The organism is Novosphingobium sp. (assembly GCF_020852455.1).
In the GTDB taxonomy this organism is placed as follows: Bacteria; Pseudomonadota; Alphaproteobacteria; order Sphingomonadales; family Sphingomonadaceae; genus Novosphingobium.
This window is the reverse complement of record NZ_JADZAT010000020.1, coordinates 21,735-35,549: the sequence shown is the minus strand read 5'-3', so window position 1 is coordinate 35,549 and position 13,815 is coordinate 21,735. Positions and strand designations below refer to the sequence as shown.

Annotated in this window: 12 protein-coding genes; 6 read left to right on the top strand and 6 right to left on the bottom strand. The window is 65.9% G+C overall.

Translation table 11 applies throughout. The features are described from left to right. Positions 1-110: 110 nt before the first annotated feature. The 6 genes from IT549_RS09835 to murI all read right to left on the bottom strand — a co-directional run bounded on the left by IT549_RS09835 (position 111) and on the right by murI (position 6,184). A complete protein-coding gene (locus IT549_RS09835) occupies positions 111-245 on the bottom strand; it encodes a hypothetical protein (protein WP_292972606.1) in 135 nt (44 codons plus the stop codon). A 135-nt stretch (positions 246-380) separates the two neighbouring features. Further along, positions 381-1,343, bottom strand: a complete 963-nt coding sequence (locus IT549_RS09830) for a helix-turn-helix domain-containing protein (protein WP_292972604.1) — start codon at positions 1,341-1,343, stop codon at positions 381-383. A gap of 176 nt (positions 1,344-1,519) precedes the next feature. Continuing rightward, positions 1,520-3,010 carry a DUF2853 family protein gene (locus IT549_RS09825; RefSeq protein ID WP_292972602.1) on the bottom strand — a complete coding sequence of 497 codons (1,491 nt, stop codon included), beginning with the start codon at positions 3,008-3,010 and terminating at the stop codon, positions 1,520-1,522. A gap of 133 nt (positions 3,011-3,143) precedes the next feature. Continuing rightward, complete coding sequence (gene hemA, locus IT549_RS09820) at positions 3,144-4,358, bottom strand: 5-aminolevulinate synthase (protein WP_292972599.1); 1,215 nt, start codon at positions 4,356-4,358, stop codon at positions 3,144-3,146. Between the two features lie 108 nt (positions 4,359-4,466). Beyond that, entirely contained in the window at positions 4,467-5,390 is a 924-nt protein-coding gene (locus IT549_RS09815; protein WP_292972597.1) for a hypothetical protein, read from the bottom strand. Next, complete coding sequence (gene murI / locus IT549_RS09810; RefSeq protein WP_292972595.1) at positions 5,387-6,184, bottom strand: glutamate racemase; 798 nt, start codon at positions 6,182-6,184, stop codon at positions 5,387-5,389. The genes IT549_RS09815 and murI overlap by 4 nt, the downstream gene beginning before the upstream one ends. 82 nt (positions 6,185-6,266) lie before the next feature. On the opposite strand from murI, the gene plsY reads away from it, so the two are divergent. The 6 genes from plsY (at position 6,267) to topA (ending at position 13,621) form a co-directional block, all read left to right on the top strand. Next, positions 6,267-6,848 carry a glycerol-3-phosphate 1-O-acyltransferase PlsY gene (gene plsY, locus IT549_RS09805; protein WP_292972593.1) on the top strand — a complete coding sequence of 194 codons (582 nt, stop codon included), beginning with the start codon at positions 6,267-6,269 and terminating at the stop codon, positions 6,846-6,848. Between the two features lie 3 nt (positions 6,849-6,851). Then, the gene (gene dprA, locus IT549_RS09800) at positions 6,852-7,934 is read left to right on the top strand and encodes a DNA-processing protein DprA (protein ID WP_292972591.1); all 1,083 of its coding nucleotides are present in this window, start codon (positions 6,852-6,854) and stop codon (positions 7,932-7,934) included. Positions 7,935-8,006: 72 nt separating this feature from the next. Continuing rightward, complete coding sequence (locus IT549_RS09795; RefSeq protein ID WP_292972589.1) at positions 8,007-9,533, top strand: VWA domain-containing protein; 1,527 nt, start codon at positions 8,007-8,009, stop codon at positions 9,531-9,533. Between the two features lie 60 nt (positions 9,534-9,593). After that, positions 9,594-9,950: a hypothetical protein gene (locus IT549_RS09790; protein ID WP_292972587.1), complete on the top strand. Its 357-nt coding sequence runs from the start codon at positions 9,594-9,596 to the stop codon at positions 9,948-9,950. An 86-nt stretch (positions 9,951-10,036) separates the two neighbouring features. Next, positions 10,037-10,984 carry a hypothetical protein gene (locus tag IT549_RS09785; protein ID WP_292972585.1) on the top strand — a complete coding sequence of 316 codons (948 nt, stop codon included), beginning with the start codon at positions 10,037-10,039 and terminating at the stop codon, positions 10,982-10,984. Between the two features lie 102 nt (positions 10,985-11,086). Then, positions 11,087-13,621, top strand: coding sequence for a type I DNA topoisomerase (gene topA, locus IT549_RS09780; protein ID WP_292972583.1), 2,535 nt, complete (start codon positions 11,087-11,089; stop codon positions 13,619-13,621). Positions 13,622-13,815 lie beyond the last annotated feature (194 nt).

Here is a 13,815-nt window from a genome sequence, read left to right as displayed (position 1 = left end):
CCATCGGTTACGGACTGCCGGACTTCGCAGAGGAACTCAACTACGGAGTCGATCTATCAACCATCTGATAATGGTATCAGGTTGGTGGGGTAAAGGTGCCCCATCAACCATTAAATCCGTATACCCATGTTGTCAAAATAGCGCCCGTTGACCGGGGCAACCCATTTGCCGCCGATGAAGTTGTCATAGCTCTTGGCAAAGGGGGCCACCAGTTTTGCGGCGGCGTCGGCAGTCATTACGTTCATGGCCTTGGCTCCTCTCGTTGCGGGCCGGTTTTGGGTTCCGGCCTTGGCACAAGGGGTGTCAGGTCAAGCTGCAGGGCGATAGGGGGGCGGCAAGGTGGCCGGGGGCGATGTGTATCGCGCGTGAGACAGATGCGCTCAGTGCATCCCGCCCATACCGGCACGTTCCATCCGCCGGTACATGGTCGCGCGGCCGATGCCGAGCAGGCGCGCCGCAGCGGTGACATTGCCGCCCGAGCGGGCCAGCGCCTGGCGCAGGATCGCGCGCTCGCTATCCTCGAACCCGGCCTGCTCGCCGGTGCCCAGCACGTCGGCCAGTGGGCGCGGGCTGGATAGCTGGCCGTTGCCAAGGTGGAACTGGCGCCGCGCGGCACGGGTGGCGCCGATCACCAGGTCATCGCGGTCAACCGCCAGCAGCGCGCTGCCGCGGGCCGGGCCTTCGGGGGCATAGACGATCCGCGCATCGGCATAGCGGCGGCAGAAGAAATCGCGTTCGATCTGGCGCGCGGCGTCTTGCACCAGCGCGGCGATCAGCGCCGCCAGCGCCTCGCCATGATCGGCCCGGCAGGTTGAAACGTCGAGCGCGGCAACCAGCTGCCCTTCGGGATCGAAGACCGGAGCATCCATGCACGAGACGCCGACATTGCGGCTGGCGAAGTGCTCCTGACGCAGGATGGTGACCGGGCGCGCCTCGACCAGGCAGGTGCCGATCCCGTTGGTACCCTCGGCGGCCTCGCTCCATTCCGCGCCCGAAACCAGCCCGATCGCGTCGAACAGCGCATGGTCGCCCTGCTGCGAACGCGATTCGAGGATTACCCCATCGGTGTCCGACAGCACCACCGCACAGCCGGTGCGCCCGACGCTGCCGTAAAGGGTATCGAGGACCGGGGTTGCCGCAGCGAGCAGTTCGCCGTTCGCCTCGCGCAGTTGATCGAGCGTCGAGCCGCCGATCCGGGTGCCGCGCGCCGGGGCGGCGGGATCGAGTCCATGGTGGAGGGCCGAGCGACACCACGAGGCGGCAACCGACGAAGTTGCCGCAGCATTGCCCGATTGCACCGTCGCGAGCACGCGATCGCTGTGATTTTCCCTTGAGCCCGCCATTCGCGCTCTCCTCTCGGCCGCTGCCTGCTCTGGGTCAGGCTAGCGACATTGCTCCGGCCATTCTCCATCAGGGCACGGCCGGGCACAAGCAGGAATGCAGGAGGTGAGGCACGAACTGTCTCGATTCCGAGACAGCAAAGGGGCGGGCACCAGTCCGGGCCCGCCCGATGCCGTGTTTACTTGACTACCACTTCGACGCGGCGGGCCGCATCCTTGGCGACATTGGCGTCGGTCACGCTGTCAGGCTTGACCAGTTCTGCCGCAGCTTCGGGAATACCCGCAGCGACCAGCGCTGCCTGCACAGCCTGGGCGCGCTGCTTGGCCAGATCGGCGTTGAGCGCGGCATTGCCGCTGGGATCGGCATAGCCCGACACCGCAAGCTTGGTGCCCGAATGGCTGTCGAGCCAGCTCTTGAGCCCGCCCGCTGCCGCGCCAAAGGCCGGAGCGACATCAACCTTGCCGCTGTCGAAATAGACCTTCACCACCGGCTTGCCATCGCGCAGTTCGCTGGTGACGCCGGCACCGGCCGGGATCGCCACGCTACCTTCGGCCGGAGCCGAAGCCAGATCGGCCGCACCGTCAGAGGCTGCCGCGCCGGCATCAGCGCCAGCAGCAGCTTCGGTGGGCGCAGCACCCGCCGCGCTGTCACTCGCGCTGCGTCCGCTCATCAGCCACCAGATTGCCAGTGCGACCAGGGCCAGCCCCAGCAGCCACCACAGCCAGCCGAGGCCCGCACCATCGTCATCCGTGCTGGCCGCCTGACCGCCGCCGCTGAACAGCGCGCCGGCCTTGTCTGCTGCCGCACCCGCCGCACCGGTCACTGCGCCAACCGCAGCACCCGCGGCATCGCCGGCTGCGTCAACTGCCTTGACGGCGGTATCCTTGGCCGCTTCGGCGGCGCCACCGGCAACGGCCGCCACGGCGGCTCTGGCCGCGCCAACCGCCGCAACGGTTCCGGCGACAGCAGCCGCACCGGCCTTGCCCGCATCGCTGGCGGCATCGGCCGCCTTGTCCATCAGGCCCTGCGGCTTGGCAGCAGCCTTCTTGGGGGCAGCTGCCTTCTTGGCCGGCGCTGCTTTCTTGGCAGGTGTCGGAGCGGCCTTGGCCGGGGCAGCCTTTTTCGGAGCTGCGGCAGCCTTGGCCGCCGGTTTGGCTTCAGCTGCCTTCTTGGTGGTGGCAGCCTTCTTGGGCGCGGCCTTTGCTGCGGCGCCAGCCACAGCGGCGGCACCGGCAACCTTGGCGGCCGTCTTCGCCGGAGTAGCCTTCGCCGCAGCAGCCTTTGCAGGTGCCGCCTTGGCCGGAGCCTTCGCCGAAGCCGTCTTGGCAGGCGCAGCCGCCTTGGCCTTGGGCGCGAACAGGTCAAGCGCCTTGAACTCGGCAGCGAGCAGGTAATAGACCGTGACGCGGTTCTTGGTCCGGTCATCCTTCATCTTGGTGCCGACCTTGGCAATCGCCTTGTCGAGCGTGGCGTCGTCCTCGGTCCGGCCCAGCTTCTTCTTGAGGAAGTTGTTGCGAACCCGATCGAGTTCCTTCTTGTCCGAGAAGGCGACCAGAGATGAATCGCGATTGCGCAGCGCAATCCCGCAGTACTTCACGATCCCGGCGATGACGGCATCATCGGCCTTGGCGGCATATTTCTTGACGTCTGCAGCCCAATCGGTTGCCATAGTCCCACTCCCTACGACCTCGGCAACCGCATGGTCGCCTCAAAACCCCGTGCCACGTGGCACGGCGCGGAGTCGTAACGGATTCTTCGGCCCGGTCCAGCCGGAATCAAAGCTAACCGACGCTCAATAATATTCAGGCGGCGAGCTTGAGGTCCATGCGTTCCCAGATTTCGACCAGAGCCTGGGTCAATTCACGCATCATCGCTTCGGTATGCGCAGGGCCGGGGGTGAAGCGAAGGCGTTCGGTGCCGCGCGGCACGGTGGGATAGTTGATCGGCTGCACATAGACGCCGTATTCGGCCAGCAGCACATCGCTGATCGCCTTGGCCTTGACCGGATCGCCGACCATCAGCGGCACGATGTGGGTGGTTGAATCCATCACCGGCAGTCCGGCTTCGCGCAGCATCGCCTTCAGCATCGCGGCGGCGGCCTGCTGGCCCTCACGCTCAACCGAGCTGGACTTGAGGTGGCGGACCGAGGCGAGCACGCCGGCAACCAGCACCGGCGAAAGCGAAGTGGTGAAGATGAAGCCCGGGGCATAGCTGCGGATCACGTCGATGATCCGGCTGTCAGCCGCGATGTAGCCGCCCATCACGCCGAAGGCCTTGCCCAGCGTGCCTTCGATGATGTCGATCCGGTGTGCAGCCTCATCGCGATCGGTGATCCCGCCGCCGCGCGGGCCGTACATGCCCACCGCGTGAACCTCGTCGATATAGGTCAGCGCGTTGTACTTTTCGGCCAGGTCGCAGATCGCATGGATTGGGGCGACATCGCCCTCCATCGAATAGACGCTTTCGAACGCGATCAGCTTGGGCGTATCCGGCGCCTCGGCGGCCAGCAGCTCTTCCAGATGGTCCAGATCGTTGTGGCGGAACACGCGCTTTTCGGCGCCCGAATTGCGAATCCCCGCGATCATGCTGGCGTGGTTGAGCTCGTCCGAAAAGATCACGCAGCCGGGCAGGATCTTGGCGAGCGTCGAGAGCGTCGCATCGTTCGAGACATAGCCCGACGTGAACAGCAGTGCGCCCTGCTTGCCGTGAAGGTCGGCCAGTTCGCGCTCAAGATCGACGTGGTAGTGCGTGTTGCCGCCGATGTTGCGGGTGCCGCCAGAGCCGGCGCCGACATCGTGCAGTGCTTCTTCCATGGCGGCGATCACCTTGGGGTGCTGCCCCATTGCAAGATAGTCGTTCGAACACCACACGGTGATCGGCTTGGGTCCATTGTGCCCGGCAAAGCAGCGCGCGTTGGGATAGGCGCCCTTGTTGCGGAGAATGTCGATGAAGACGCGGTAGCGGCCTTCTGAATGCAGTCGTTCGATCGCAGAATCGAAGATGTGATCGTAGTTCACTTTTGCACTATCCTCCGGACGCCCGGGACGGGGGCACGAGTCTTCCCCCTGCGAGCCGCGCTCTACGCCTGCCTTGCCGCCTTGCCAACGAATTTTCGTTGCGCTGTGTCAAGGTTCTGTAAGCTTGAATCCGATTGTGACACCGGTGTGGTTAAAGGGGTCTTGCAACCATTCGTAATCGTGACCGGGCACAATCGTTAACCCTGGTGTGTCAGCTTTGAGTGCGCGGACCATGTGCAGCCAGGCGAAAACCTCTGCCCGGTTCTGCGGTGCGAACCAGGTTTCGATCAGCCGCGAACGTCCGCGCAGGTCCTGCCAGTTCTGGGCAAAACTCGCGATATCGCCGGCAAACAGGTACTCGCGGCCATTGGCGAGCTGGACGTAGATCATCTGCGATCCCGGCGTGTGGCTGCCGGGCGCGGGGATCACGACCACCCCGGGCGCGACCGCCTGGGGTGCCGAAATGCCAAGCCGGGGCGGGGGAACTTCGCCGCTGCGCCAGGGCAGCCTTGCGGCCCAGAGTGATGGCGGCAGCTGGTTGGGGTTGAGCCGGGCCGCTTGCATCAGCGCTGTACCGCCATGTGCCACCAGCGCGCCAAGATGGTCCGGATGCTCATGGGTGACCAGGATCAGCCCGGCCTGGCCAAGCGCCCGATTGACCCGCGCTGCGACATCGGGCTTGAACTGCTCTGCGCCGATCGCCTGCGCATCGCTGGCGGCCAGCCCGCTTTCCATCATGATCGGCTTGCCGCCCGCCACCGGCAGGCGGAAGGCCATATAGGCCACCAGCTTGCGCTTGATCCCCGATCCGGCGACCAGCAGGTTGCCCGGCAAGCGCTGAAAAGCCGGGACCTCGATCTCGATGGCGTGGGGTCTGGCTCCGGGCATGGACTGGGCAAGTGCGCGCAGCTGCGCCATGCTGACCGGCTTGGCGGGCACCTGCGATCCGCTGTTGTCCAGCAGGAACCAGTAATAGGGCAGGGCGATCAGCAGCGCCGCAATTACAAGGAACAGGTTGAACCGCTTGGTCATTGCAGCACGTCCTGCCGCATCAGGCCATAGCGGGCAAGCGTCGGGGCCAGCGCGGCCAGCGACGGTTCGGCCTTGGTGAACAGCGCGAAGTCGTCCTGCCTGCGTTCGAACGTCTGGCCCTGGATCAGGTGAACGATCCGCCTGGCGATTCCGGCCGCGCCATCGACGAATTGCACGCCGGGGTCGAAGGCTGCGGCCAGTTCGTCGCTCAGCAGCGGAAAGTGGGTACAGGCTAGGACCACGGTATCGATCTCGGCACCGCCCGGCTGCTCGCGCAGTCCTGCCGCCGCGCGGGCATAGACTGCCGGATCGACCGCCTCGCCGCGCAATTTGGCTTCGGCTGCGCCGACCAGTTCGCCCGCCGCAAAGCGCAGCAGGCGTTTGTCATTTGCAAATTCGGCGGCAAGGCGATCGACATAGGGCTGGCGGATCGTTGCCGCCGTGCCCAGCAGGCCGATCGTTCCGCTGCGGGTCAGCTCGGCCGCCGGCTTGATCGCCGGGACCGTGCCGACAATCGGGACATTGAGGACATCGCGCACCATCGCCAGCGCGATCGTGCTGGCGGTGTTGCAGGCGATGCAGATCAGCCGCGGGTGAAAGCGCTCGCTCATCCGCCCCAGCAGCCCGCAGACCCGCGCGGCGACTTCGGCTTCGGTCTTGGTGCCATAGGGCAGCCCGCCGTTGTCGGCGGCATAGATCACCGGCGCCTGGGGCAGCGCGCGGCGCAGCGCGGCCAGCACCGACAGCCCGCCAACGCCGGAATCGAACAGCAAGATCGGGGCCGATGCATCCATTTGCGGTGCTTTACTCCACAGTACGCTTGTCTTGTCTGCCTGCTTTTAGCTACCAGTGGCGGGGAATGAAAAGGTGGCACCGATGGAAAGTCTCTACGCGCTCGCACTTGGCTACCTGCTGGGCTCGGTCCCGTTCGGGCTGATCCTCACCAACCTGTTCGGTGAGGGCAACCTGCGCCAGATCGGTTCGGGCAATATCGGCGCCACCAACGTGCTGCGCACCGGCAACAAGGGGCTGGCCGCGGCCACGCTGCTGCTCGATGGGGCCAAGGGCTTTCTGGCGGTGTGGCTGGCCTGGCGGCTGTTTCCCGCCGCTGCCGCGTTCGCCGCGTTCGGGGCGGTGCTGGGGCATTGCTTCCCGGTCTGGCTGGGGTTCAAGGGCGGCAAGGGCGTGGCGACCACGCTGGGCGTCTCGCTCGGCCTGTCCTGGGCAATCGGGCTGGCCTATGCGCTGGCCTGGCTGATCATGCTGGCGCTGACGCGGATTTCCTCGGTAGCGGGGATGACCGCTGCGGTGACCGCGCCGGTCGCGGCCTGGGCGCTGGGGTTCGATCCGCACGTCCTCCCGCTGGCGGCAATCGCGGTGCTGGTGATCTGGCTGCACCGCGCAAACATCGCCCGCCTGCGTGCCGGGACCGAACCCAAGGTCGGGCAGAAGGCATAATCCATGCTCGGGCAGGACGAAGCCTTTGCCCGGATCCGCCTGCTGCGTTCGCCCAATGTCGGGCCGGTTTCCTACCGCCAGTTGCTGCGCCGGTTTGGCGATGCGCAGGCCGCGCTGGTGGCCTTGCCCGATCTGGCGGGCAGGGGCGGTGCCTACCGCGTCGCGGATGAGGGGCGGGTGGCCAAGGAGGTGGCAGCGGTTCGCGCCGCAGGCGCACGCTATCTATTCCACGATTCCCCTGAATACCCGGCCTTGCTGGGTGAGCTTGACAGCGCCCCGCCGATCCTGACCTGTCGCGGCGATGCCGCGCTGGCGCTGCGGCCCTGCGTCGCAATCGTCGGCGCGCGCAATGCCTCGGCCGCTGCGGTCAAGCTGGCGCGCCAGTTTGCGGGTGAACTGGCCGAGGCGGGCTTTGTGGTGGTTTCGGGCCTGGCGCGCGGGATTGACGGGGCGGCGCACCGGGCCGCGCTGCACGGCGGGACGATCGGGGTTATCGCCAGCGGGATCGACATTGCCTATCCGCCCGAACATGCCGATCTGCAGGAAGAGGTCGCCCGGCAGGGCTTGCTGCTGGCCGAGCAATCGCCCGGAACCGAGCCACTGGCGCGTCATTTCCCCTCGCGCAACCGGATCATCGCCGGGCTCTGCGCGGGCACCGTGGTGGTTGAGGCCGCGCCCAAGAGCGGATCGCTGATCACCGCGCGGCTGGCGGGGGAGGCCGGGCGTGAAGTGATGGCGGTGCCCGGATCGCCGCTCGATCCGCGCGCGCAGGGCTGCAACCAGCTGATCCGTGACGGGGCGGTGCTGGTCCAGGGCGCCGCCGACGTGATCGAGCTGGTGACCGGCTTTACCGGCAGCCCGCGCAGCACGTTTCGCGAAGCCGCCGCCAGCTTTGAAGCGCTGCCCGATGAACTGGGCGACGCCCCGGCCGATATCGCCGCGCTGCTGACCACCGCGCCGGTCGCGGTGGATGAGCTGATCCGCCAGAGCGGGGAAAGCGCCGCAGCGGTGCAGCTGGCGCTGCTGGAGCTGGAGCTGGCGGGCAAACTGGTCCGCCATGCCGCCGGGCGTGTCAGTCTTTCTTGATACAAAGTATCATTCAGCCAGCGTTCAGCGCCTGAAGTCCAGCCCATGCCTGTCATAGGCAGGAGGGCATTCATGCGCCAGGGAATTTCAGTCGCCGCGATCATTGCCATGCTCGCGCAAGGGCCAGCCATGGCGGTTCCGCCCGAACGCGCGGCCCAGCAGGGCCGCCAGGGGCTGTGCTACAAGCCCGCGCCGCTCCCGCAATTGGGGGCCGAAAGCTGGAACCAGCAGCGGCCCCGGCGCCCGCATCCGGTGCCTGTCGCCAAATCGTCCCGCTCGGCTGAGCGCGTCACCGCCACAGCCCCGACCCCGCCAGTAGCCGTGGACGGCGAAGCACCCATTGCCGAACCGGCGATTGCCGGCGATGCCCCTGCCGTGTCAGCCGAAGCCGAGTTCCGCGAGGCCGTCGATAGCTCCCCCGCGCCGCCGGCCAAGGTGATGCCCGGTGAGATTGCCGGCCGCCCCGATCGGATGCCGCCGCGTCCCCATCCTTACCCGCGCGCCGGATTGCTGACCGCTGGCGAACATGACGATCTGCTCAACCCCGAACTCTATTCGGCCTACCTGCGCCGTTCGAACCTGGGACAGGAACTGCCGGTGCTGCCCCGGCTCGATACCGCGCGGGTGCTGACCGTGGCGGTCAAGGATGATGCCGGGCGCCCTGTGCCCTTCGCCCCGGTCGAGCTGGCCTGCGCCGATGGCGGGCGGTTGCGGCTGGCGACCACCGCCGATGGCACTGTCAGCTTCTTCCCCGAACTTGACCGGCTGGGCCAGAAGGTCTGGCTGCGGGCCGGCCGGCAGGACTGGCGCGAGGTTGCGCTGGCTTCGGGCAGCGGCGGGCAGCAGGTGCAGTTCACGCTTGGCGGCGCTGCGCCCAAGGTCAACAAGCTCGACCTGATGCTGGTGATCGACACCACCGGTTCGATGAGCGACGAGATCAGCTATCTCCAGGCCGAACTCGGCAAGATCCTGGCCGATCTGCGCCGCAGTCACCCCGGGCTCGATGTCCGCGTCGGGTTCGTCTTCTACCGCGATCTTGGCGACGACTATGTCACCAACACCATCCCACTGACCCGCGATTTCACCCAGGCCCAGAATGACCTGGCGCAGCGCTATGCCGGAGGCGGTGGAGACTATCCCGAAGCGATGGATCAGGCGCTGATTCGCGCCGCCGGGCAGGACTGGCGCGGCGATGCGGTCAAGACCATGCTGCTGGTCGCCGATGCCCCGCCGCACGATGACAAGATGGGGCTCGCCTGGCAGGCAAGCGAGACGCTGCGCCACAACCGGGTGCAGATCGTGCCGGTCGCAGCGTCGGGCGTGGCCGACAAGGCCGAATACGTGATGCGGGCAATGGCGGCCCTGACCCAGAGCCGCTACACCTTCCTGACCGACGATAGCGGGATCGGCAATGCCCACGCCGCCCCGGCGATCGACTGCTATCTCGTCACCCGCCTCAGCGATCTGCTGCGCCGGGTGATCGACAGCCAGATCTCAGGCCGCCGGATCGAGCCCGACGATCAGGAAGTGATCCGCACCGTCGGCAAGTACGATCACGGCCGCTGCATCATCCCGCCCGGGGGCTTGCAAGATCAGTAGCAATATAGCAACCTAATCTCCGCCTCGCATCGACAAGGGCAACGCAAGGGGGAGGTTGGGGTGATCAGCAAGTTTCCGGCCCGGATGTTCCGCTGGGCAGCGATCTATGGCGTGATCGTGCTGCTGCCGCTGTACCTGACGCCGCTGCCACCGGTGATGGGCGAAACCTTCCTGGGCTTCGTCGGCCTGGCGCTGGTGTTCCAGGGGGTGTTCTGGACCATCGGCGGTGATCCGGTGAAGTACCGTCCGCTGGTGCCCTTTGCGATCGCCGAAAAGCTGGTCTTCGGCGTGCCGGCAGTCGCCCTCTACGCGCAGGGCTATCCGGTGCCGCCCCCGGTTGCGGGGTTCGCCGCGATTGACCTGCTGCTGGGGCTGGGCTTCTTCCTGGCATGGCGCGAAATTCCAAGGTCTGATTGAAACGGAGCGGTAAATCCCCCCCAAGTCGCTCGCAATCTTGAAGACTTTGGGGGGTTCCAATGGAATTGCGCAGAACTGTCTGCGGCATGGTCGCCGCGCTTGCACTTGGCGCGGTCGCGCTTGGTACGACCGAGCTTGCCGCCAAGAGCGATCCGGTGCCGGTGAAGATCGAAAAGCCGCAGGCCTGGCAGGGTGTCAACCAGGTGGTGATCGGCCAGTTCTCGGTCGTGTTCATGACCAAGAAGGTCGATTACGATGGCGGCGGTTTCCTGTCGACCAGCGACAAGGCCAAGGCCACCGGTTATCTCACCGGGCTGTCGGAAGCCGACTACCAGAAGATCACCGATGCGGTTTACGCCGATTTCCTGACCCAGATGAAGGACCACGGGGTGGCGGTGCTCGACGATGCCGGGATGGAGGCCGATCCCTATTTCGCCAAGGTGAAGCCTGAAAAATCGGGTGAGAAGGCCGACATCCAGCTCAAGAAGAACGATCACGGCGATGGGCTGACCTACTGGCCCAGCCAGCTTGGCCGCAACACCAATGCGCTGCTGAACTTCCGGATCATGGATCGCAACATGGTCAATGCCTACACCGGCGAATACAACTATGCGAAGACCGCCAAGGTGCCGGTGCTGAACGTGGTATATTACATCGATTTCGCCAAGCCGGCGTCAACCTCGGGCGGCGGGCTGCTGCAAAGTGTCAAGGTCACCTCGGGCCTGGCGCTGTCGCAGTTCGGATCGCAGTTCGCGCTGATGGGCATCGATGGCAAGCTGACCCGGATGCTGCTGCAGACCCCGATCGAGGAAGGCGGCGATTTCGCCACGATCACCGAAACCACCTCGGGTCTGCAGAAGGGCATGCACGTTGCCAACATTCTGGGCGCCGGGGTTTTCGGCGGCAAGCACGGCACGATGAACACCAAGTTCGATTACAGGGTGACCGATCCGGCCTCCTATGCTGCCAAGACCCTGTTGGTCACCTCGCGCGGCAGCGACCTGTTCATTCGCCAGATGGAAGGGATGCGTTGACCCTAATCGGGAGGGGGCCTGGTGCCCCCTCTTGACGGGGGGCAGGCAAGCCTTCCACCCTCGCGCGTGTACACATACGCGTAAGAGGGTCGATCCCAGCACATGCAACTCGTCATCGTAGAATCCCCGGCCAAGGCCAAGACCATCGAGAAATACCTGGGCAAGGACTACAAGGTCCTGGCCTCCTACGGCCACGTCCGCGACCTGCCGCCCAAGGACGGCTCGGTCCGTCCGGACGAGGACTTCGCGATGGACTGGGAGCTCTATGGAGACAAGGCCCGCCAGGTGAAGGCAATCACCGATCTGGCCAAGCAGGCCGACCGCCTGATCCTCGCCACCGACCCTGACCGCGAGGGTGAGGCGATCAGCTGGCACGTGCGCGAACTGCTGGCCAAGAAGAAGGCGCTGCCCAAGGAGGTTGAGCGGGTTACCTTCAATGCGATCACCAAGGACGTGATCCTGGCCGCGATGAAGGCCCCGCGTGAGCTCGATCAGGACCTGATCGACGCCTACCTGGCCCGCCGCGCGCTCGATTACCTGTTCGGCTTCACGCTTTCGCCGGTGCTGTGGCGCAAGCTGCCCGGCGCCAAGAGCGCGGGGCGCGTGCAATCGGTGGCGCTGCGCCTGATTGTCGAGCGCGAGCGCGAGATCGAGGCGTTCCGCCCGCAGGCATACTGGTCGGTGCTGGCCCGGCTTGAGCATCTGGGGACCGAATTTCCGGCCCGGCTGGTCAAGTTCGAAGGGCAAAAGCTCGACAAGCTGACCCTGGGCGATGCCGGCGCGGCCGAACGGGCCAAGGCCGCGGTCGAGGCGGGCAATTTCAAGGTTGCCGAAGTTGAGACCAAGCCGACGCGGCGCAATCCCTGGCCGCCGTTCACCACCTCGACCCTGCAGATGGAGGCTGCGCGCAAGCTGGGCTTCTCGGCCAGCCACACCATGCGGGTGGCGCAGACGCTGTATGAGGCCGGCGCGATCACCTATATGCGTACCGACGGGGTGCAGATGGATTCCAGCGCGATTTCGGCCGCGCGGCTGGCGATCAGCAATCGCTACAACAATGGCCACTACCTGCCTGAAAAGCCGCGGCATTACGAAACCAAGGCCAAGAATGCCCAGGAAGCCCACGAAGCGATCCGGCCGACCGATTTCGGCAAGGATCATTACGGCCACGGCGATGAGGCACGGCTCTATGAACTGATCTGGAAGCGCGCGATTGCCAGCCAGATGGCCTCGGCCGTGATCGAACGGACCAGCGTGACGCTGAAGGATGGCACCGGCAGCCACGAGCTGCGCGCCTCGGGCCAGGTGGTCAAGTTCCCCGGGTTCCTGGCGGTCTATGACGAAACGCTCGACCAGAAGCCGGGCGATGACGAGGATGAGAGCGGCATGCTGCCGGTGCTCAACGCGGGCGATGCGCCGGCCAAGAAGGGCGTGGACGCCAACCAGCACTTCACCCAGCCGCCGCCGCGCTTTTCCGAAGCGACGCTGGTCAAGCGGCTGGAGGAGCTGGGCATCGGCCGGCCTTCCACCTATGCCGCGACGATCCAGGTGCTGAAGGACCGGAGCTACGTTCGCACTGAAAAGAACCGCTTCTTCGCCGAGGAATCGGGCCGGCTGCTGACCGCGTTCCTCGAACGCTTCTTCCCGCGTTATGTCGCCTACGATTTCACCGCAGGCATGGAAGAAGAGCTTGATACCGTGTCGGACGGGCGTGAGGCCTGGAAAGACCTGCTCGCCAAGTTCTGGAAGGACTTCAAGCCCAAGAGCGACGAGGTGATGGAGCGCAAGCCCAGCGAGGTCACCGAGGCGCTGGATGAGTTCCTGTCCGACTACCTGTTCCCGCCCCGCGAAGACGGGTCAGACCCGCGCAAATGTCCGCAATGCGAGGCCGGGCGGCTTTCGCTGAGGGGCGGGCGGTTTGGCGCCTTCGTTGCCTGCTCGAACTATCCCGAGTGCAAGTTCACCCGCAAGTTCGCCCAGCCGGGCGGCGCAGCGGCGGGCGAGGAAGGCGAGATTGGCAAGCATCCCGAGAGCGGCGAGCCGATTACCCGCAAGGTCGGTCGGTTTGGCCCCTATATCGAGATGGGCAGCGGCAAGGAGGCGGCGCGCAGCTCGATCCCCAAGGACATTCCCGAGCTTGATCTGGACTGGGCCGTAAAGCTGCTCAGCCTGCCGCGCAGTATCGGCACGCACCCCGAAACCGGTGAGGAAATCACTGCATCGATCGGGCGTTACGGCCCGTACCTTGCGCACAATGGCAAGTACGCCAAGCTGCGCAGCACCGCCGAAGTGTTCGAAACCGGGATGAACTCTGCGGTCTCCAAACTGGCCGAAGCCGCGAATGGCGGGGGCAGGGGGCAGCGCACGCCCGCCGAACCGCTCAAGACCTTCGGCCCGCACCCCGAAAGCGGCGGCGAGATGAAGCTGATGGCCGGCCGCTATGGCCCCTACGTCACCGATGGCACCACCAACGCCACCCTGCCGCGCGACAAGCAGCCCGAAGACCTGACCGCCGAGGAAGCGGTGACGCTGATTACCGAAAAGGCCGCCAAGGGCCCGGCCAAGGGCAAGGGCCGCAAGAAGGCCGCGCCCAGGAAAAAGGCCCCGGCGAAGAAGGCTCCGGCGAAGAAGAAGTAGCCCGCCTGCAGCTTGCCTCCAGATCCGTTCGTGCTGAGGAGGGGGCTGAGCCTGTCGGGCCGAAGGCGGCCGCAGGCCAACACCCCGTCTCGAAGCACAGCAGCGCTGTGGTCCTTCGAGACGCCTGCGGTCTTCGACAAGCTCAGCCCTCCGGCTCCTCAGGACGAACGGAGGTTGGGGATTTGCAGCGAATG

Excerpts from the sequence above, each read along its gene's own strand:
- IT549_RS09835 (WP_292972606.1), bottom strand. The coding sequence starts at position 245 with ATGAACGTAATGACTGCCGACGCCGCCGCAAAACTGGTGGCCCCCTTT.
- IT549_RS09830 (WP_292972604.1), bottom strand. The coding sequence starts at position 1,343 with ATGGCGGGCTCAAGGGAAAATCACAGCGATCGCGTGCTCGCGACGGTG.
- IT549_RS09825 (WP_292972602.1), bottom strand. The coding sequence starts at position 3,010 with ATGGCAACCGATTGGGCTGCAGACGTCAAGAAATATGCCGCCAAGGCC.
- IT549_RS09815 (WP_292972597.1), bottom strand. The coding sequence starts at position 5,390 with ATGACCAAGCGGTTCAACCTGTTCCTTGTAATTGCGGCGCTGCTGATC.
- murI (WP_292972595.1), bottom strand. The coding sequence starts at position 6,184 with ATGGATGCATCGGCCCCGATCTTGCTGTTCGATTCCGGCGTTGGCGGG.
- plsY (WP_292972593.1), top strand. The coding sequence starts at position 6,267 with ATGGAAAGTCTCTACGCGCTCGCACTTGGCTACCTGCTGGGCTCGGTC.
- dprA (WP_292972591.1), top strand. The coding sequence starts at position 6,852 with ATGCTCGGGCAGGACGAAGCCTTTGCCCGGATCCGCCTGCTGCGTTCG.
- IT549_RS09795 (WP_292972589.1), top strand. The coding sequence starts at position 8,007 with ATGCGCCAGGGAATTTCAGTCGCCGCGATCATTGCCATGCTCGCGCAA.
- IT549_RS09785 (WP_292972585.1), top strand. The coding sequence starts at position 10,037 with ATGGTCGCCGCGCTTGCACTTGGCGCGGTCGCGCTTGGTACGACCGAG.
- topA (WP_292972583.1), top strand. The coding sequence starts at position 11,087 with ATGCAACTCGTCATCGTAGAATCCCCGGCCAAGGCCAAGACCATCGAG.